The organism is uncultured Bacillus sp. (genome assembly GCF_958411575.1).
GTDB lineage: Bacteria > Bacillota > Bacilli > Bacillales > Bacillaceae > Bacillus > Bacillus spizizenii.
Window position 1 is genome coordinate 263,557 of the sequence record NZ_CATYRA010000005.1, and the last position, 18,864, is coordinate 282,420.

The following is an 18,864-nucleotide window of genomic DNA, read 5'->3' on the forward strand; positions in this document are numbered from 1 at the left end:
CAAGCCGTTGTCTAATGAACGAAAAGGAGATTTGTTTATGCAGGGAAAGAGCCGAATTATTTTCCATATTGATATGAATAGCTTCTATGCATCGGTGGAAATGGCATATGATCCGGCTCTCCGGGGGAAGCCGGTCGCAGTTGCCGGAAACGTAAAGGAGCGAAAGGGCATCGTGGTAACATGCAGCTACGAAGCAAGAGCGCGCGGCGTCAAAACAACGATGCCGGTTTGGGAAGCGAAGCGCAATTGTCCTGAGCTTATCGTTCTTCCGCCGAACTTTGACCGCTATAGAAGCTCTTCAAGAGCGATGTTTAACATTCTCCGCGAATATACTGACCTGGTGGAGCCCGTCTCCATCGACGAAGGCTATATGGACATGACCGATACACCATACAGCAGCCACGCTCTGGAGACAGCAAAAGAAATCCAAAGCAGGCTGCAAAAAGAGCTGCTGCTTCCGTCAAGCATAGGGATCGCGCCGAATAAATTTCTCGCAAAGATGGCGTCTGATATGAAAAAACCGCTTGGCATCACGATTTTAAGAAAGAGACAAGTGCCTGATATCCTTTGGCCTCTTCCAGTGGGAGAGATGCACGGAGTTGGCAAAAAGACAGCGGAAAAGCTGAAGGGACTCGGCATCCATACGATTGGAGAGTTAGCTGCAGCTGATGAACACTCGCTGAAGCGTCTGCTTGGCATCAATGGGCCGCGCCTTAAAAATAAAGCAAATGGCATTCACCATGCGCCAGTTGACCCGGAGCGCATTTACGAATTTAAAAGCGTCGGAAACTCATCGACACTTTCACATGATTCCAGTGATGAAGAAGAGCTGTTAGGCGTTTTCAGAAAGCTTGCCGCTTCCGTGAGTGACCGCTTACAGCGCAAGGAAGTCATGGCTTCGAAGCTGTTTATTATGATTAGATATGCAGATTGGAAAACCATCACCAGAAGCATCACGCTGAAAAATCCGATCGATCAAAAAAATGAAATTATGAAAGAAGCGGAGCACCTCTTTTTTAAACATTGGAATAAAAATCCTGTCAGGCTGCTTGGCATTACCGGAACGGATTTAGTAGAAAAAGAACAGGCTTATAAACAGCTTGATTTGTTCAGTTTTAAAGAAGATGCGAAAGATGAGCCCATTCAGCAGATGATGGAAAAGCTGAATGAAAAGTACGGATCCAAGCTGATCAGAAAAGGGGCAAGGGTAATAAAAGAGGAGAGCAAAACGAAGGGTACAAGCTTTAATAAAGATTTTTTTCAGGATGAAAAGAAAAGTTGAATAGCTTGAAAAAAAGGGTGAAAGTATGGTAATTTCTTTATTATAAATATCATTTTATTTTAATTTAAATTTTAAAATGATTAAAACGTTTGCAGAAGGGACGTTAGAATATGTCAAAACAACAAATCGGAGTTATCGGACTTGCGGTCATGGGTAAAAATCTGGCTTTAAATATCGAAAGCCGGGGATTTTCTGTTTCTGTTTACAACAGATCAAGCAGTAAAACTGAGGAGTTTTTGCAGGAGGCAAAAGGAAAAAATGTTGTTGGCACGTACAGCATTGAAGAGTTTGTCCAATCCTTGGAAACACCGCGCAAAATCTTATTAATGGTTAAAGCGGGAACTGCAACAGATGCGACAATTCAATCTCTTCTTCCTCATCTAGAGAAGGATGATATTTTAATTGACGGCGGAAATACATACTATAAAGACACACAGCGCCGTAACAAAGAACTCGCTGAAAGCGGCATTCACTTTATCGGAACAGGTGTTTCGGGCGGAGAAGAAGGAGCGCTTAAAGGGCCTTCTATCATGCCTGGCGGACAAAAAGAAGCACATGAGCTTGTGAAGCCGATTCTTGAAGCGATTTCTGCAAAAGTTGACGGAGAACCTTGTACGACATATATCGGTCCAGACGGTGCCGGCCATTACGTAAAAATGGTGCATAACGGTATTGAATACGGAGATATGCAGTTGATCTCTGAATCTTACTTCATTTTGAAACAGGTGCTAGGCCTTTCAGCTGATGAGCTTCATGAAGTTTTCGCTGAATGGAATAAAGGCGAGCTTGACAGTTACCTGATTGAGATTACAGCTGACATCTTCACAAAAAAAGACGAAGAGACAGGCAAACCGCTTGTTGATGTGATTCTTGATAAAGCAGGACAAAAAGGAACAGGAAAATGGACAAGCCAAAGCGCGCTTGACTTAGGTGTTCCGCTTCCGATTATTACTGAGTCTGTATTCGCGCGCTTTATCTCAGCTATGAAGGAAGAGCGTGTGAAAGCGAGCGGGCTTCTTTCAGGACCAGACGTGAAGCCTGTAACAGAAAATAAAGAAGAGCTGATTGAAGCGGTCAGAAAAGCGCTGTTCATGAGTAAAATCTGTTCTTACGCGCAAGGATTTGCCCAAATGAAAGCTGCTTCCGAAGAATATAACTGGGATCTGAAATATGGCGAAATCGCTATGATCTTCCGCGGCGGCTGCATCATCCGCGCAGCGTTCCTTCAGAAGATCAAAGAAGCTTACGATCGCGAACCTGAGCTTGACAACCTTCTTCTTGACAGCTATTTCAAAAATATTGTAGAAAGCTACCAAGGAGCGCTTCGCCAAGTGATTTCACTTGCAGTTGCCCAAGGTGTGCCAGTGCCGTCATTCTCAAGCGCATTAGCTTACTATGACAGCTACCGCACAGCTGTCCTGCCTGCAAACTTAATCCAAGCGCAGCGTGACTACTTTGGCGCCCATACTTATGAGCGTACAGATAAAGAAGGTATCTTCCATACTGAATGGATGAAGTAATCAATAGAAACCCCCGAAGCCTTAAAGCTTTGGGGGTTTTTTATTGAATGTTAGTATGTCTTAAGGGATAAGGCAGTCTTGACAGCTGAAAAAAGCCGAAAATGCTCACAAGCATTTTCGGCTTTTTCGTATTATATATTCCACCAGTGCAAGCCGTCTTTCGCCAAAAGATCATCTGATTCTTTCGGTCCCATAGAGCCTGACTCGTAGTTAGGAGACAAGATTTTGTTTGCTGCCCATGTTTCAGAAATGGAATCAACAAAGTTCCAAGAAAGGGCAACTTCATCCCAGTGTGCAAAGTTTGTTGCATCTCCAAGAAGACAGTCATGAATTAATTTTTCATACGCTTCAGGGGTGTTCAACTCGTCATTGCAATTGCTGCAGTAATCGAGTTTGATAGGCTGTGCATGTGCTGCTCCGCCAAGCTTTTTAGCGTTTAAGTATAGCGTAATGCCTTCGTCAGGCTGAATATGGATGACAAGCAAGTTTGGATTCATGTTGTTTTCATTGCCGTAGTACAGGTTCATTGGAATGTCCTTAAATTGAACGACGATTTTTGTGGACTTTTCTTTCATTCGTTTTCCGGTGCGGATATAGAATGGAACACCGGCCCATCTGAAGTTGTCGATCAAGAGCTTGCCTGCAACAAAGGTTTCTGTATTTGAGTCAGGAGCGACATTATCTTCATCCGTATAAGCAGGAACCGGCACACCGTCAATTTCACCGGCTTGATATTGTCCGCGCACAAAGTACTCATCCACTTCGTCTTTTGCAATAGGGCGCAGTGCTCTCAGAACCTTTACTTTTTCGCTTCTGATTTCTTCTGTGTTCAATTTGATCGGCGGCTCCATTGCAAGAAGGGCAACCATCTGCATAATGTGGTTTTGTACCATGTCGCGCAGGGCGCCTGATTTTTCGTAATATCTTGCACGGTCTTCGACGCCAAGTGATTCGCTAGATGTGATTTGAATGTTTGAGATGTAGCGGTTTGTCCAAAGCGGTTCGAAAATCGCATTGGCAAATCGAATCACTTCAATGTTCTGAACCATTTGTTTGCCTAGATAATGGTCGATTCTGTAAATTTGATCTTCCGTAAATGCTTCGCGGATTTCTTTGTTTAGTGCCTGTGCGCTTGGCAGATCATGGCCGAACGGCTTTTCAATGACAAGGCGGGACCAGCCTGTTGTTGCTGTAACACCTTCTGATTTTAATGTTTTTGCAATTGTCCCGAAGAATTCAGGAGCCATTGCTAGGTAGAACATTCTGTTGTTCGGAATTTGATATGTATCTTCCAACTGGTTAAGCAATACGTTAAGCTCTTGATAAGAGCCAGGGTTTGTCACGTCAAACGGGTGATAGTAAAAATGAGACGTGAAATCATCTATATGTTTATCTGCAGATGAGGAAATGGATGTTTTAACGGTTTGGCGAAGGTCCTCATTGGACCATGGTCTTCTTCCAACTCCTACAACTGCAAACTCTTCTCCGATTTGTCCGTTTTGATATAAACGGTGAATAGACGGATACAGTTTTCGTTTTGCTAAATCTCCAGTTGCACCGAATATAACAATTACTGCTTTTGGTTGTTGGTTTGTTTTCACTAAAAGTACCTCACTTTATTCGAAGCTTTATTTTAGTACACCCCGTATATTTCCTTCATTTTAAATCTAAAATTCAACGAAAGCAAACATTTAAGCCCTTTTTTTGCAGAATGCCGTAAAAATGTTTCTAGAACGAAAGGATTGTTCCTCTCAGAGGCAAGATTCACATTTTGCGCCTGATCCTGTATTCTTGTAGGTAACTAGTTCTAGTAGGAGGAAGGAAACGTGGAATTACTTTTTTTAGGGACGGGAGCCGGCATTCCCGCTAAGACGAGAAACGTAACGTCGGTGGCATTAAAATTGCTTGAAGAAAGGCGTTCGGTATGGCTGTTTGACTGCGGGGAAGCAACGCAGCATCAAATTTTACATACAACGATTAAACCTCGTAAAATAGAAAAAATCTTCATTACCCACATGCACGGCGATCATGTATACGGGCTTCCGGGGCTTCTGGGGAGCCGTTCCTTTCAAGGGGGAGAGGACGAGCTGACGGTGTACGGACCTAAAGGGATCAAGCTGTTTATTGAAACAAGCCTTGCCGTCACGAAAACCCATTTGACATACCCGCTTGTGATCAAGGAAATCGAAGAAGGAATCGTGTTTGAAGACGATCAGTTTATAGTCACAGCAGTATCTGTTATTCATGGAGTAGAAGCTTTCGGGTACCGTGTGCAGGAAAAAGATGTGCCGGGTTCCTTAAAGGCGGATGTATTAAAAGAAATGAAAATCCCGCCTGGACCTGTGTATCAAAGAATCAAAAAAGGGGAAACGGTAACGCTTGAAGACGGACGCATCATCAATGGGAATGATTTTCTGGAGCCTCCTAAAAAGGGAAGAGCTGTTGTGCTTTCCGGAGATACGAGAGTAAGTGACAAGCTAAAAGAGCTTGCAAGAGATTGTGATGTGCTTGTTCATGAAGCGACCTTTGCTAAGGGAGATCGGAAACTTGCTTACGATTATTTTCACAGTACGACGGAACAAGCAGCTGTAACAGCGAAAGAAGCCGGGGTGAAGAAGCTCATTTTAACCCATATCAGCGCCAGATATCAGGGAGATGCCTCTCTGGAGCTTCAAAAAGAAGCGGCTGACGTTTTTCCAAACAGCGTGGCAGCGTATGATTTCTTAGAGGTAAGCGTCCCGCGGGGCTGAAGGAGAGCTCTTATTTGACAAATTGTAATTACGTTGTATAATAAAACGTAATCATTACGCTTTATAAGGAGATGTTAATATGAGAGTCAATGTTACTTTAGCCTGCACTGAAACGGGAGACCGAAATTACATCACAACAAAAAATAAACGCACCAACCCAGACCGTTTAGAGCTGAAAAAATATTCACCGCGTTTAAAGAAATATACCCTTCATCGTGAAACAAAATAACAAAAAAGACCGGGCGTTTGATATTATCCCCTCTAAGTAGACAGTGTAAAAAGCCCACTTTTCAAAAGTGGCTGTTACACTATACTTGGAGGGGATTTTTTATGGCGCGAAAAGGACAACACTTTCAGCACTATACCAAAGAATTCAAGATGAAAGCTGTCAAAATGTATGAGGAAGGAAACAAAAGCTATCACCTATTATCTGAAGAATTAGGGCTCCGGAGTTCAACCCAGCTCAAAAATTGGGTGAAAAAATATCGTGAGGGCAAGTCTTTTGAAGATCAAAGGGGAAAAGATACAAAGTCAGACAATCCTTTTATTGGACGCCCTAAGAAAACGTTTAAAAGTGTCGAGGAAGAACGAGATTATTTAAAGGCACAGGTTGAATATCTAAAAAAGCTTTATCCAAATCTGCATGGGGAGGACGGATTTTGAAGACAGCACGTTTTGAAGCTGTTCACGAATTGAAGGACCGTTATCCGATTACGTGGTTGGTGTGTATCGCCAAAGTGTCACGGTCCGGGTACTATAAATGGCGCAAGGCTCAAAGAATTCGAATGGCAAGGCAACAGAGAGAGCAGGAACACATCATGGCGATTCACCATTCACGTCCCTTCTATGGCTATCCTCGGATTACCATCGCTTTCAAAGAAAGAAGGCTTTTCGATCAACCATAAGCGTGTTTACAGATCGATGAAAGAGATGAACATTCAATCGATCATTCGAAAAAAACGACGTTATTTTGGAAGACAGGCATCGGTTGTCCTACCAAACCGGCTTAACCGAGAATTTCAAACCAATCGACCTAACCATCTATATGTGACCGATATTACCTATATTGCTTGTGGACAGCGATTCTATTACCTTTCTGCCGTACAAGATCTTTACAACAATGAGATTGTCGCATGGAAGCTGTCAAAACGAAATGATCTTGAACTGGTCATGAAGACAGTGGAAAGTATGACAGCCCAACGGGACGTCCAAGGAGCTATCCTCCATTCTGACCAAGGCTTCCAATACACAACAAAAGCATATCAAAAGCGACTCGAAACCGTTGGTTTGAAAGGCAGCCATTCCCGTAAGGCAAACTGCCTAGATAATGCCTGTATCGAATGGTTTTTCTCGCATCTCAAAACAGAGAATGCATATTTTTCAACGTGTCAAACCGAAAAAGAGCTCCACAAGAGCATTGAAGATTACATTAAATTCTATAATCACGAACGATTCCAGAAAAAATTAAACCAGTGTGCACCGGTAGAATACCGTAACACACTGGTTGCTTAGGCTTTTTGTGGCTGTCTACTTGACAGGGGTAAGACCAGTTTTACGGCCAGGTCTTTTTTATGTTAATTGACTGCCTGGTAAAGAGGAGCGGCCTGCTGGCACGCTGCGCACCATACGTCATAAATAGCCAAATGAACGATATGAGGTTCATCATGATGAATGTTGTGCGAGCTGTTTTTAGCTTGAATCCAGCTGCTTTGGTTCGAAAAAGACAAGATGCTGGTGTGCAGGTTTTGCCACTCCTGTTCAGCAGCGAATTTCTCAGTCCGTTCACCTGATGACAGTACAATGAGAGGCATGTTCCCTAAATGGACTTGCCGCTGTTTGAGTTCCTGCAAGCTTCTAGAAAACTCTGCATGTGTACCCTCAAGCATTATCTTTCTTGTATATGCTTTTTGCATTTCTTCAGGAATAAAGGAGGAGCTTGCGCAATCTCCTAAAGCTGGATCAAGGAGGACCATGCCGATAATATCGCACCTGTTTTTGCAGGCCCATAAACCGGTGATGACAGCTCCGTATGAATGTGAAACAGCCAGATATGGAGGTTTTACATCTGCTGCTTTAAGCAAACTCTCCAATTCTTTCACCTTTTGTTCAGCTGTTCGTTTAGCTCTGCTTTGCCCGCTTTTCCCTATTCCTGCCCGATCATATGTGAAAATGCCAAATTCATCATCAATGTCCGCCATTAATGGTTTCCATGTCTCAGAAGAAGTACCGTAGCCGGCCTCAAAGACAATCGTTACACCGCTTGATCCTCTCCGGTGTTGTGTATGCAATGAACATCCGTCAATCTTATATGTCTTTTCTATCCAAGCTGAGTTCATTGGAGTCATCTCCTCTAATTGGTTCTACTAGGGAGACGGAGAACCTGAGCTGATCGTTTCTCTAAAAATAAAAAAAGAGATATCCGGTTGAGGATATCTCTTATGGGCATTACCAGCCTCTTTCGTATTGAACAGGGGCTGGAATCTCTGTATTGAGCTGTTTCGCAGCAGTTCTTGCAAAGAATGGATCACGCAAAAGCTCTCTGCCGATAAAGATGAGGTCGGCACGTCCATTTTGCAGAATTTCTTCAGCCATTGAACCGTTTGTAATCATGCCGACAGCACCAGTTGCCATGTCAGCTTGTTCACGGATTTTCTCAGCGAAGCTGACCTGATAGCCAGGGAATACGTTAATGTCTGCTTGAACAAGGGCGCCTGAACTGCAGTCAATTAAATCAACACCTTGCTCCTTCATCCATTTTGCAAACCCGATGTGGTCGGCGATGTCTAAGCCTTTGTCTGTATAGTCAGAAGCAGAAACACGGACAAATAAAGGGCCGTCCCACACTTGTTTGACTTCATCGATGACTTCTCTTAAGAAACGATAGCGGTTTTCTGGTGAGCCGCCGTATTCATCTGTGCGGTGATTGGAAAGCGGAGATAGAAATTCGTGAATTAAATATCCGTGCGCCGCATGAATTTCAATCACATCAAAGCCGGCTTCTTTTGCGCGGACTGCCGCTTGTTTGAACTCCTGGATCGTTTCTTTTATTTTTTCTGCTGACATTTCTACAGGTGTTGCTGATTGTTCGTCAAACGCAATCGCCGATGGAGCGAAAATATCTCCTTCAAGCTCTGCTTTACGTCCGGCATGGGCAAGTTGAATGCCGATTTTTGAGCCTTGTTCTTTGACCTGCTCAGCCAGTTTGGCAAAGCCTTCGATTTGCTCATCGCTCCAAATTCCTAAGTCTTGGTCTGTGATTCGTCCTTGAGGATTCACCGCTGATGCCTCCACAATAATCAGCCCGACCTGGCCGATTGCTCGAGATATGTAATGTGCCATGTGGAACGGCGTCAATTTTCCGTCCTTTTCATGAGAAGAATACATGCACATTGGCGACATAACGATGCGGTTTTTTAACGTCATATCCTTAATTGTAATAGGTGTGAATAATTTTCTGGCCATTTCTTTCGCCTCCCGTAAGGTTTTTAGAGATTGATTATATCAAGTCATTTCTTTCCCGTCATATAAACTGCTCAAAAGATCCGTTTTTGTCAACCATTTCTGTATAATAGACAGGGAATCATTTTATTTTTCAGTTTAGAAGCGTTTTTATACATAGGAGGGGGCGGAGATCGATGAATTGGCAGACGAAGGACGAATTGCTGACCCTTTTAACTTCTCTTGTGCAATACGAAAGCATCACTGGTTCGAAGGGAGAGGCAGCGCTTGCAGAATATCTTTATTTTATTTTGAAGGACAAGCCTTATTTTCAAAAACATCCTGATGATGTAACACTTCATCCGATGGACGACGGCAGATCCTTTCTTACGGCTCTTGTCAAAAAGAAGAATGTCAAAAAGACAGTCCTTTTACTGAGCCATTTTGATGTCGTAGACATAGAGGATTACGGAGAATTCAAACATATGGCCTGTAAGCCTGCTGAGCTTTTGAGCTCTTTTTTAGAGAAAAAAGAGCTGCTTCCAGAGCATGTGCGAAAAGATGCTGAAAGCGGCGACTGGCTGTTCGGAAGAGGGACGATGGATATGAAGGCGGGGCTTGCCGTTCAGCTGTCGATGCTGGAGCGGGCAATGAACGGCCAATTTGAGGGCAATTTGCTGTTGATTACCGTTCCCGACGAGGAAGTGAATTCAAGAGGCATGATTGAAGCCGTTCCTACACTGAAGGAAATGGAGAAAAAGCATGATATCACATTAACCGCTTGCCTGAATGCTGAACCGATGTTTGAAAAATTTCCCGGCGACCAGCAGCAATATTTTTATACAGGAAGCATTGGCAAGGTGCTTGCGGGATTTTTCTGCAAGGGGATTGAAACCCATGTCGGAGAGCCGTTTTCAGGCATAAACGCAAATTTAATGGTATCTGAGATGAACCGCTTGCTCGAACTGAATGCGGATTATTGCGAAAAGGTTGATGGTGAAGTCACTCCACCGCCGGTAAATTTAATGCAAAAGGACTTAAAAGAGGCATATTCAGTTCAGACACCGCATACAGCTGTCACGTTATTTAATGTGCTGTCAATGAAACGGTCGGCCAGTGAGCTGCATCAGATGCTGCTTAAAACCGCAGAACAGGCGGCGGAGGAAATAACCGAGAACATTCGAAAGAAAACACAGGATTTTCAGCAATTTGAGTCATTTCAGCCGATTGAACGCACCGTCACTGTTTTGACATTTGATGAGCTGGTCGCGCGTGCAAAAAAGCGTGTTGGAAACTCGGAAACCGAGCGGGTTCTTAATTATGCCTTTTCCAATAGGGGAGATCTCGGAGACAGGGATTTTTCGACCCAAATTGTATCTGAGCTTGCTTCGCTTTGTAAGGAGGATACGCCGCTCATTGTTCTTTTTTACAGCCCGCCGTTTTATCCGGCGGTTTCTTCAAAGGACGATCCATTGATCAGGAATACAGCTGATCAGCTTATGCATTATGCTGCTGCCAGGTACGGCATAGCGCTACGGGAGGTTCAGTATTTCCCCGGACTTTCAGACTTAAGCTATCTACAGCTGGAAAAGCAGGAGGTTGATGCGTACACAAGCAATATGCCGCTCTTTAACAGAGGATATTCACTGCCAAGCGGTAGAGATCAGGCTTTATATGTACCGGTTTTAAATGTAGGTCCGGCTGGAAAAGACCCGCACAAATGGACGGAAAGACTGTATATGCCTTATTCCTTTGAAGTGCTTCCGGACTTGCTTTCATTTACAATCTCCGCACTATTAAAACAATCAGAAACTGCCGGCCAGCTGTTTTAGGAAACACAAAAAGACAGAAGGCACAGTAGCTTCTGTCTTTGGCTTATATCTATGAATGCTTCTCTAAGGCGGCACCGGCAAACTGCTCTTTGATCTCCGCACTGCGTTTAGCGGTTTCTTCAATACAGTGAATAATCGCTTCTTCAAAGCGGGAGTCCTGTAAAGCGCGAAGGCCTGCTTCAGTTGTGCCCCCTGGACTCGTAATTTCCTTGCGCAGCTGTACAGGCTGTTTGCCGCTTTGAATGAGCATATCTGTTGCCCCTGCCATAGTCTGCAAAATGAGTGCTTTTGCCGTTTCCTTATCCAAACCTACTTTTTGCGCCGCTTTTTCCATTGCCTCGATATAACGGTACACGTAGGCCGGACCGCTGCCGGCGATCGCCGTGACAGCATCAAGATGCCGTTCCTCAACTAGTGTTGCATCACCGATTGTTTCTAATAAAGCTTTTGCAGCGGTGATATCATCCTGGCTTGCTTCAGCGCTTACAGAAAATCCGGTTGCTGATTTTCTGATGGCTGCTGACGTATTAGGCATGACGCGAATGACTGCGAGCTTTCTGCCAAAATAGTGCTGAATGGTTTCGATGGTAAGGCCTGCAAGCACTGAAATCACAAGCTGGTCCTTGATATATGAACGGATGCTGTCAATGCTTTCCGCCGCGTCCTTCGGTTTAAAAGCGAGGATGATGATATCGGTGTGCGTGAAAAACTCATTTTTATCCCTGCATGGGCGCACGCCGTACGTCTCCTTTAATTCAGTCAGACGCTCGTCATTTGAGCGGTTTGTGATATAGATATGTTCTGGTTTTGTGATGCCGCTTTGCAAAATGCCGTTGATCATTGCTTCTGCCATGGACCCGGCGCCGACAAATCCTATCTTTTTCATTGATATCCTCCTTCTATCAGAACAACAAAAAAACCTTTTCATCTCGTAAAGGACGAAAAGGTTCGCGGTACCACCCTCATTAGCACAAATTGTGCTCAGCTCAAATCCCGTAACGCGGGAAACGTTTAGGTTTTCCTAACCGCTCTGAGGGCAGGTTCTACAAACAAGCGGGCCGCAATACCTTTCAGCCGGGGGTATCGCTCTCTTTGGCCATTGTCTTGTATACTAGTCCTCGTCATAGCGTTCCAATGGTTCTCGTTTTAGTTTGTTGTTCATTATGCAATGGCGGACAAGCTAATGTCAATAGCTTTTTCAAAAAGGGCCGTTCTCATTCAGCAATAATGACACAAGAACGAGAAAAAGCTAAAATATGAATAATGAATGAAGACAAGGAGCAATAGGATGACAACTGCAGATGTAATTGCGATCCGCGTCCCGACACCATTTGCTGTCGGTGATGTTATCGTTTATCTAGTAAAAGGTGATGCGCTGACACTTATCGATGTGGGGCCGAATACAAAAGAGGCTGCTGCAGCCCTTCAAGAGCAGCTTACCGCTGTAAACGTGAAAATGTCAGATATTGAGCAGGTTGTACTGACTCACCATCACGCTGATCATGCCGGCTTGCTTGATGTTTTTTCTGATGGAATCGAAGTGATTGGGCATCCGTTCAACGAACCTTATATCAGCCGAGATGAAGCTTATATGGATTGGCAAAAACGTTTTTTTCAAAAGCTGCTGCCTGAATTAGGTGTTCCATTTGGTACGGGAAAGGCGGAAAAGCTGATTCGGTCAGCGTACGCATTTTCCTGTACGAGATCCTTGACGAAAACAGTCAGAGAAGGGATGAGGATTGATGGACTTGAGGGCTGGTCTGTTTTGGAGATGCCTGGACATGCTGAGTCGCATATCGTTCTTTTCCATGAAAAAAGCGGGAGAATGCTTGGCGGCGATCTTCTGCTGGCCAACAGCTCGTCTAATCCCATTATAGAAGCCCCGAAAGCGGGAGACATAAGGTCAAAGCCTTTAGTCGATTATCAGCGGTCTTTGCGAAGGCTGTCCGAACTTGAGCCAACAATCGTGTTTCCCGGTCACGGTGAAACGATTACCAGCGTACAGGCACTGATTGAGAAGCGTTTTGACAAGCAGAGGAACAGGACGGAGGATGTGCGGCGCATGCTGGATGAAAAGCCGATGACTGCTTTTCAGGTCTGTCAGCAGCTTTTTCCTGCTGTGTATGAAAAGGAATTATATTTAACGATGTCAGAAACGGCAGGGCATCTTGATGTGTTGGCTGCAGAAGAATCCATCACGTCATATTGGGAAGGAAAAACTGCATACTTTAGAACAGTGAAGAGGTGAACTGGGTGAAACATATAGCGGGAAAGCGGATTTGGATAACCGGCGCTTCAGGAGGACTCGGTGAAAGAATCGCATATTTATGCGCTGCTGAAGGAGCCCATGTCCTGCTGTCGGCAAGACGTGAGGATCGTTTGATTGAAATAAAAAGGAAAATAACCGAGGAATGGAGCGGACAGTGTGAAATTTTTCCTCTGGATGTCGGCCGCCTAGAGGATATCGCCCTTGTCCGCGATCAGATCGGCTCGGTTGATGTACTGATCAACAATGCGGGCTTTGGTATATTTGAAACGGTTTTAGACTCGTCACTGGATGACATGAAAGCGATGTTTGATGTGAATGTCTTCGGCTTGATCGCCTGTACAAAAGCGGTGCTTCCGCAAATGCTTGAGCAAAAAAAAGGCCATATCATCAATATCGCTTCTCAAGCGGGGAAAATTGCAACACCGAAGTCGAGCCTTTATTCCGCGACAAAACATGCCGTGCTCGGCTACTCAAACGCTTTGCGGATGGAGCTGGCGGGAACCGGCATTTATGTGACAACAGTCAATCCGGGACCGATTCAGACGGACTTTTTTTCCATTGCTGATAAAGGAGGGGACTACGTCAAAAATGTAGGCCGCTGGATGCTTGATCCTGATGACGTGGCAGCTCAAATTACAGCTGCTATTTTCACGAGCAAACGGGAGATCAATCTTCCGCGTTTAATGAATGCCGGCACCAAGCTATATCAGCTGTTTCCGGCTCTCGTTGAAAAGCTGGCAGGACGCGCGCTTATGAAAAAATAACGATGGAACTGCCTGTGGTGAGAGGCTTATGGCATGAACACAGGCAGTTTTTTATAGAGGAAGGGAGAAATCATTGAATGTCAATCAATCAAGAAGCCCTTCATGTTCTGCTCAAAGATCCGTTTATTCATAGACTGATTGATGCAGAGCCTGTTTTCTGGGCAAATCCGGGCATGAAAGAGGGTCTGTTATTCCATGCAGATGAGTGGGAAAGCGAGATAGCGGAGGCAGAAAAAAGGCTGCGGCGGTTTGCTCCTTACATTGCCGAGGTGTTTCCTGAGACGAAAGATGCCAAAGGAATGATCGAGTCTCCGCTTTTTGAAATGCAGCATATGAAGAAAAAGCTGGAAGCGGCATATCAGCAGCCATTTCCGGGAAGGTGGCTTTTAAAGTGTGACCATGAGCTTCCGATTTCAGGATCGATTAAAGCGCGGGGCGGGATTTATGAAGTATTAAAGCATGCTGAAAAGCTGGCGCTTCAAGAAGGAATGCTACAGGAATCCGATGATTACCGCATGTTACAGGAAGACCGGTTTGCCGCGTTTTTCTCCCGCTATTCAATTGCTGTCGGTTCGACAGGAAATCTTGGATTAAGCATCGGCATCATCGGTGCAGCACTCGGATTTCGCGTGACAGTACATATGTCCGCCGATGCTAAGCAGTGGAAAAAGGATCTCCTTCGCCAAAAGGGTGTCACTGTCATGGAATATGAATCAGATTACAGTGAAGCGGTGAAAGAAGGGAGACGGCAGGCGGAACAAGATCCATTCTGTTATTTCATTGATGATGAACACTCCCGTCAGCTGTTTCTAGGATATGCTGTTGCCGCCAGCCGATTAAAAACGCAGCTCGACTGTATGGAAATACAGCCAGGACCTGAAACGCCGCTGTTTGTGTATTTGCCGTGCGGTGTCGGCGGAGGGCCGGGCGGTGTGGCATTTGGGCTGAAGCTTTTATATGGAGACCATGTTCATGTGTTTTTCGGGGAACCGACTCAGTCACCATGTATGCTGTTAGGGCTTTATTCCGGACTCCATGAGCAGATTTCTGTCCAAGATATCGGCCTGGATAATCGGACGGCTGCTGACGGGCTTGCTGTAGGGAGGCCGTCAGGGTTTGTCGGCAAGCTGATTGAACCGCTGCTGAGTGGCTGTTATACCGTAGAGGACGATACGCTTTATGCCTTGCTTCATATGCTGGCTGCATCTGAAAGTAAATATTTAGAGCCCTCTGCTCTTGCCGGCATGTTCGGACCGATTCAGCTCTTTTCGACTGAAGAAGGAAGACGCTATAGTCAGAAACATAAGATGGAACATGCCGTACATGTCATCTGGGGAACGGGAGGAAGCATGGTTCCAAAAGAAGAAATGGCTGCGTATAACCGAATTGGTGCGGATTTGCTGAAAAACGAAATGAAAAAATAAGCAGACAGTGAAAGGGTTTTCCGTTACAATCTTTGTAAGGGTTTTAACCTTCAGAGAGTCAGGTGTAAACAGTGAAAAATAAAGAGCTTAATTTACATACTTTATATACAAAACACAATCGTGAGTCTTGGTCTGGCTTTGGGGGACATTTGTCGATTGCTGTTTCTGAAGAAGAGGCAAAAGCCGTGGAAGGGCTGAATGATTATCTATCTGTTGAAGAAGTGGAAACGATTTATATTCCGCTTGTTCGCCTGCTTCACTTGCATGTTAAGTCTGCAGCCGAACGCAATAAGCATGTCAATGGTTTTTTAAAGCACCCTCATTCGGCCAAAATTCCGTTTATTATCGGCATCGCCGGCAGTGTGGCAGTCGGAAAAAGCACGACGGCGCGGATATTGCAGAAGCTGCTTTCGCGTTTGCCGGATCGCCCTAAAGTGAGCCTTATCACGACAGATGGTTTTTTATTTCCTACAGCCGAGCTGAAAAAGAAAAATATGATGTCACGAAAAGGGTTTCCTGAAAGCTACGACGTAAAGGCGCTGCTCGAATTTTTGAATGACTTAAAATCAGGAAAAGACAGAGTAAAGGCCCCGGTATATTCCCATCTAACCTATGACCGCGAGGAAGGTGTGTTCGAGGTTGTAGACCAGGCCGATATTGTGATTATTGAAGGCATTAATGTTCTTCAGTCACCCACCTTGGAGGATGACCGGAAAAATCCGCGTATTTTTGTTTCCGATTTCTTTGATTTTTCGATTTATGTGGATGCGGACGAAAGCCGGATTTTCACTTGGTATTTAGAGCGTTTTCGTCTGCTTCGGGAAACAGCTTTTCAAAATCCAGATTCTTATTTTCATAAATTTAAAGACTTGTCTGATCAGGAGGCTGATGAGATGGCAGCATCGATTTGGGAGAGTGTCAACCGGCCGAACTTATATGAAAATATTTTGCCGACTAAATTCAGGTCAGATCTCATTTTGCGTAAGGGAGACGGGCATAAGGTTGAAGAAGTGCTGGTAAGGCGGGTATGATATCGTGCATCATATCGAACTGTATGTGTCTGATTTGGAAGCGTCTCGACGTTTTTGGGGATGGTTCTTAAAAGAACTTGGCTATAAAGAGTATCAAAAATGGAGCTCAGGCATGAGTTGGAAGAAGGATTGTTTTTACCTTGTGATCGTGCAGGCGAAAGAGCAGTTTCTAGAGCCGGAATACCACAGATGCCGTGTTGGGCTGAACCATCTCGCATTTCATGCTGAATCCAAGCTTCAAGTCGACCTGATGACCGAAAAATTGATGGCAAAAGGCTATCGTGTGTTGTACCGAGACCGGCATCCTTTTGCCGGAGGAGACGGGCATTATGCAGTCTATTGTGAGGATCCGGACCGGATTAAGGTAGAGCTGGTTGCCCCAAGCGGTTAATTGTGATCTTCGGATAGGCTGTTAAGCTTTTTCTCAATGTGATCCAGCTGCGCTTTTCGATTCTCGCATACTTGAAGCTTGTAACAGCTGCAAAGATGACAGCGGTAAACACAATAAATACGAAAAGCTGAAACATCATATCGCCTATATTCATGTTCATCACCTCGTTGTTGCGGGAGAGATTGGTTCTCTCCCGTTTTTTTATTTAAAGCGGCTTTTCCAGCCTGGTTTGGTGTTTTGTGATTCCCATTTTCATCTGCCGATAGGCGAACGCTAAAAATGGCAGGCCGAGCAGGGTGATGCCGCTCAGAACAGAAAAAATAAAAATCGGCCGGCCAGCGCCAAATAGGTCTATACATATACCCCCGATCCAGGGGCCGATGACGTTTCCGAGTTGTGAAAAACCGATTGCCCCGAAATAAGTGCCTTTTAATCCTGGTTTTGCAATCTGGTCTACAAACAAATCCATCATAGAGAATAAAAGCACTTCGCCGATTGTAAATGTGACCACAATCATCACAAGTGACGAAACACCGTGTGATATGGTGAAAATGGCCATGCTGATACTAACCATCACATTACCGAGCATCAGGGAGCAAAGCGGCGAAAAACGTTTTGCGAAATGGACGATGGGAAATTGCGTCGCCAACACAACGATTGCGTTTAATGTCAGCATCAACCCATACAGCTTCGTTCCATTGCCGATCAAGGGGTTCTGCGCCATATACTGCGGGAATGTCGAACTGAATTGTGAGTAGCCGAAGGTGCATAGCGTAATGCCGACCAAAGCCATTGTAAAAAGATGATCCTTTTGCGTCACCATAAACGCTTCCCGCACGCTCATATTTCGGGGGTGGTCTGATGCTGACGATGATGGATGTTTTTTAAATTGGATGGCAAGCATGAGTCCGTATAGTCCGTAAATGACTGCAGGCACCAAAAAGGGTGCGGTCGATTGCGATGAGCCGAAATACAGGCCGAGCACCGGTCCGAAGACAACGCCGATATTAATAGCTGCATAGCGTAAATTAAAAACAAGCAGTCTCGTTTTTTCTTCTGTCATATCAGACAGCAAGGCCTTTGAAGCAGGCTCGAACAGTGATTTGCAAAGACCGTTTAATGCGTTTACCACAAAAAACATCCAGAGATGAGATGCCGCCGCAAATCCTGCAAATACTAGCATCCAGCCGAAAATGGACACTAGCATCATGTTTTTTCTGCCGAATTTGTCCGAGATATATCCGCCGTAAAAGCTGGCAAGGATGCCGACTGATGAGCTTGCGGCGATAACCAGCCCTGCATAGGAAGCAGATGCGCCTTGGACGGCTGTTAAATAAATGGCTAAAAAAGGAATGCTCATCGATGTTGCCATTCTGCCGAAAATGGTTCCGATTATAATTGTCCAGCTGATGGGGTGGATATCTTTCCATTTCTTCATGAATCATATTCTCTCCTGTATGTAAGAATCTTTTTCTATCATATATGAAAAAATTCCCTTCTCCAATGGAAAATTCGAAATGTTTTGTTATTGACATTTACTATAAAACATGTCTGGATTGCAATATACCATGTGGGGAGGATGGACGGGGCTGACGGAGTTTCCATCGTTGGCATTGAGGTTAAAGCATTCGGAAGGAAAATGACGATATGTCCGGCGCTTATGTCTGTGGTGAAAGCACAATATTAATTGATGCTGGAATGCCGGGGCATTTTAAAGCGATTCGGCAGAACATGGAAGCAAACGGACGGCCGTTGGCAGTGATTTTGACCCACCAGGATGTGGATCAAGTTTCGGAGATGCTCAGTGATGCCGGACATAGGTTAAAATTTAAGCTGAAAACCGACATTAGCCGCAGAACAGAAGAAGCGGCCGTGTCTCTTCTGAATGAAAATAAAGTGTATGACACGCTTGAGAATAGACAGTTTTGAGGGGCTTTACGTTTCTGGCCTGCGATTAAGAGAACAGCCCTTGGTTTGTGACATAGTCATAAATGATATCTTCTATATGCGCATGCAGATCCTCATCGGGTTCTTCATTCCGTCTTTCTTCTAAGGCTGCTTTCAGGCTTTGTTTTTCATACGGGCTTAACGGATCTATGGCAACATTTCTGCCGTATTGACGCAGTGCCTGTCCCATCATTTTTTCGACAAATTTCTCCATCA

General features: G+C 44.7%; 18 protein-coding genes, 1 pseudogene and 1 other annotated feature. Of the genes and pseudogenes, 12 read left to right on the forward strand and 7 right to left on the reverse strand.

Features of this window, described 5'->3' with window-relative positions; genetic code table 11:
* The first annotated feature begins 37 nt into the window (after nt 1-37).
* Nucleotides 38-1,282, forward strand: coding sequence for a DNA polymerase IV (locus Q5C82_RS10845; protein ID WP_003226504.1), 1,245 nt, complete (start codon nt 38-40; stop codon nt 1,280-1,282).
* 110 nt (nt 1,283-1,392) lie between these two features.
* A complete protein-coding gene (gene gndA / locus Q5C82_RS10850) occupies nt 1,393-2,802 on the forward strand; it encodes an NADP-dependent phosphogluconate dehydrogenase (RefSeq protein WP_003226506.1) in 1,410 nt (469 codons plus the stop codon).
* Nucleotides 2,803-2,933: 131 nt separating this feature from the next.
* On the opposite strand, the gene zwf is transcribed toward gndA, so the two are convergent.
* Entirely contained in the window at nt 2,934-4,403 is a 1,470-nt protein-coding gene (zwf, locus tag Q5C82_RS10855; RefSeq protein ID WP_003226507.1) for a glucose-6-phosphate dehydrogenase, read from the reverse strand.
* A gap of 225 nt (nt 4,404-4,628) precedes the next feature.
* On the opposite strand from zwf, the gene rnz reads away from it, so the two are divergent.
* The 3 genes and pseudogenes from rnz (at nt 4,629) to Q5C82_RS10870 (ending at nt 7,064) form a co-directional block, all read left to right on the forward strand.
* Nucleotides 4,629-5,552, forward strand: coding sequence for a ribonuclease Z (rnz, locus tag Q5C82_RS10860; protein ID WP_003226509.1), 924 nt, complete (start codon nt 4,629-4,631; stop codon nt 5,550-5,552).
* Between the two features lie 79 nt (nt 5,553-5,631).
* Nucleotides 5,632-5,781, forward strand: coding sequence for a 50S ribosomal protein L33 (gene rpmG / locus Q5C82_RS10865; protein WP_003226511.1), 150 nt, complete (start codon nt 5,632-5,634; stop codon nt 5,779-5,781).
* A 101-nt stretch (nt 5,782-5,882) separates the two neighbouring features.
* Nucleotides 5,883-7,064: pseudogene (locus Q5C82_RS10870) on the forward strand (IS3 family transposase).
* A 62-nt stretch (nt 7,065-7,126) separates the two neighbouring features.
* Here Q5C82_RS10870 and Q5C82_RS10875 read toward each other — a convergent pair.
* Both Q5C82_RS10875 and namA read right to left on the reverse strand, forming a co-directional pair.
* A complete protein-coding gene (locus tag Q5C82_RS10875) occupies nt 7,127-7,888 on the reverse strand; it encodes an alpha/beta fold hydrolase (protein WP_003226515.1) in 762 nt (253 codons plus the stop codon).
* Between the two features lie 109 nt (nt 7,889-7,997).
* Nucleotides 7,998-9,014, reverse strand: a complete 1,017-nt coding sequence (gene namA, locus Q5C82_RS10880) for an NADPH dehydrogenase NamA (protein ID WP_003226517.1) — start codon at nt 9,012-9,014, stop codon at nt 7,998-8,000.
* A gap of 173 nt (nt 9,015-9,187) precedes the next feature.
* On the opposite strand from namA, the gene Q5C82_RS10885 reads away from it, so the two are divergent.
* Complete coding sequence (locus Q5C82_RS10885) at nt 9,188-10,822, forward strand: M20/M25/M40 family metallo-hydrolase (protein WP_003226519.1); 1,635 nt, start codon at nt 9,188-9,190, stop codon at nt 10,820-10,822.
* Between the two features lie 49 nt (nt 10,823-10,871).
* Here Q5C82_RS10885 and proC read toward each other — a convergent pair whose 3' ends face one another.
* On the reverse strand, nt 10,872-11,708 hold the full coding sequence (proC, locus tag Q5C82_RS10890) for a pyrroline-5-carboxylate reductase (protein ID WP_003226521.1): 837 nt from the start codon (nt 11,706-11,708) through the stop codon (nt 10,872-10,874).
* A 45-nt stretch (nt 11,709-11,753) separates the two neighbouring features.
* Nucleotides 11,754-11,956 (reverse strand) — a binding site (T-box leader).
* A 154-nt stretch (nt 11,957-12,110) separates the two neighbouring features.
* Here proC and Q5C82_RS10895 point away from each other — a divergent pair.
* From Q5C82_RS10895 to Q5C82_RS10915, 5 genes are all read left to right on the forward strand, one after another.
* Complete coding sequence (locus Q5C82_RS10895; RefSeq protein ID WP_003226523.1) at nt 12,111-13,070, forward strand: MBL fold metallo-hydrolase; 960 nt, start codon at nt 12,111-12,113, stop codon at nt 13,068-13,070.
* A gap of 5 nt (nt 13,071-13,075) precedes the next feature.
* Entirely contained in the window at nt 13,076-13,855 is a 780-nt protein-coding gene (locus tag Q5C82_RS10900) for an SDR family NAD(P)-dependent oxidoreductase (protein ID WP_003226525.1), read from the forward strand.
* A 77-nt stretch (nt 13,856-13,932) separates the two neighbouring features.
* On the forward strand, nt 13,933-15,279 hold the full coding sequence (gene dsdA / locus Q5C82_RS10905; protein ID WP_003226527.1) for a D-serine ammonia-lyase: 1,347 nt from the start codon (nt 13,933-13,935) through the stop codon (nt 15,277-15,279).
* Between the two features lie 71 nt (nt 15,280-15,350).
* Complete coding sequence (gene coaA, locus Q5C82_RS10910) at nt 15,351-16,310, forward strand: type I pantothenate kinase (RefSeq protein ID WP_003226529.1); 960 nt, start codon at nt 15,351-15,353, stop codon at nt 16,308-16,310.
* 4 nt (nt 16,311-16,314) lie between these two features.
* Nucleotides 16,315-16,701: a VOC family protein gene (locus tag Q5C82_RS10915; protein ID WP_003226531.1), complete on the forward strand. Its 387-nt coding sequence runs from the start codon at nt 16,315-16,317 to the stop codon at nt 16,699-16,701.
* On the opposite strand, the gene Q5C82_RS10920 is transcribed toward Q5C82_RS10915, so the two are convergent.
* Entirely contained in the window at nt 16,670-16,855 is a 186-nt protein-coding gene (locus Q5C82_RS10920; RefSeq protein WP_032727314.1) for a hypothetical protein, read from the reverse strand. The genes Q5C82_RS10915 and Q5C82_RS10920 overlap by 32 nt on opposite strands.
* A 51-nt stretch (nt 16,856-16,906) precedes the next feature.
* The gene (locus Q5C82_RS10925) at nt 16,907-18,139 is read right to left on the reverse strand and encodes an MFS transporter (RefSeq protein ID WP_003226535.1); all 1,233 of its coding nucleotides are present in this window, start codon (nt 18,137-18,139) and stop codon (nt 16,907-16,909) included.
* Between the two features lie 209 nt (nt 18,140-18,348).
* Between Q5C82_RS10925 and Q5C82_RS10930 the strand changes: the two genes are divergently transcribed.
* Nucleotides 18,349-18,630: an MBL fold metallo-hydrolase gene (locus Q5C82_RS10930; protein ID WP_003226539.1), complete on the forward strand. Its 282-nt coding sequence runs from the start codon at nt 18,349-18,351 to the stop codon at nt 18,628-18,630.
* 25 nt (nt 18,631-18,655) lie between these two features.
* On the opposite strand, the gene Q5C82_RS10935 is transcribed toward Q5C82_RS10930, so the two are convergent.
* Nucleotides 18,656-18,862, reverse strand: coding sequence for a YqzH family protein (locus Q5C82_RS10935; RefSeq protein ID WP_003226541.1), 207 nt, complete (start codon nt 18,860-18,862; stop codon nt 18,656-18,658).
* Nucleotides 18,863-18,864 lie beyond the last annotated feature (2 nt).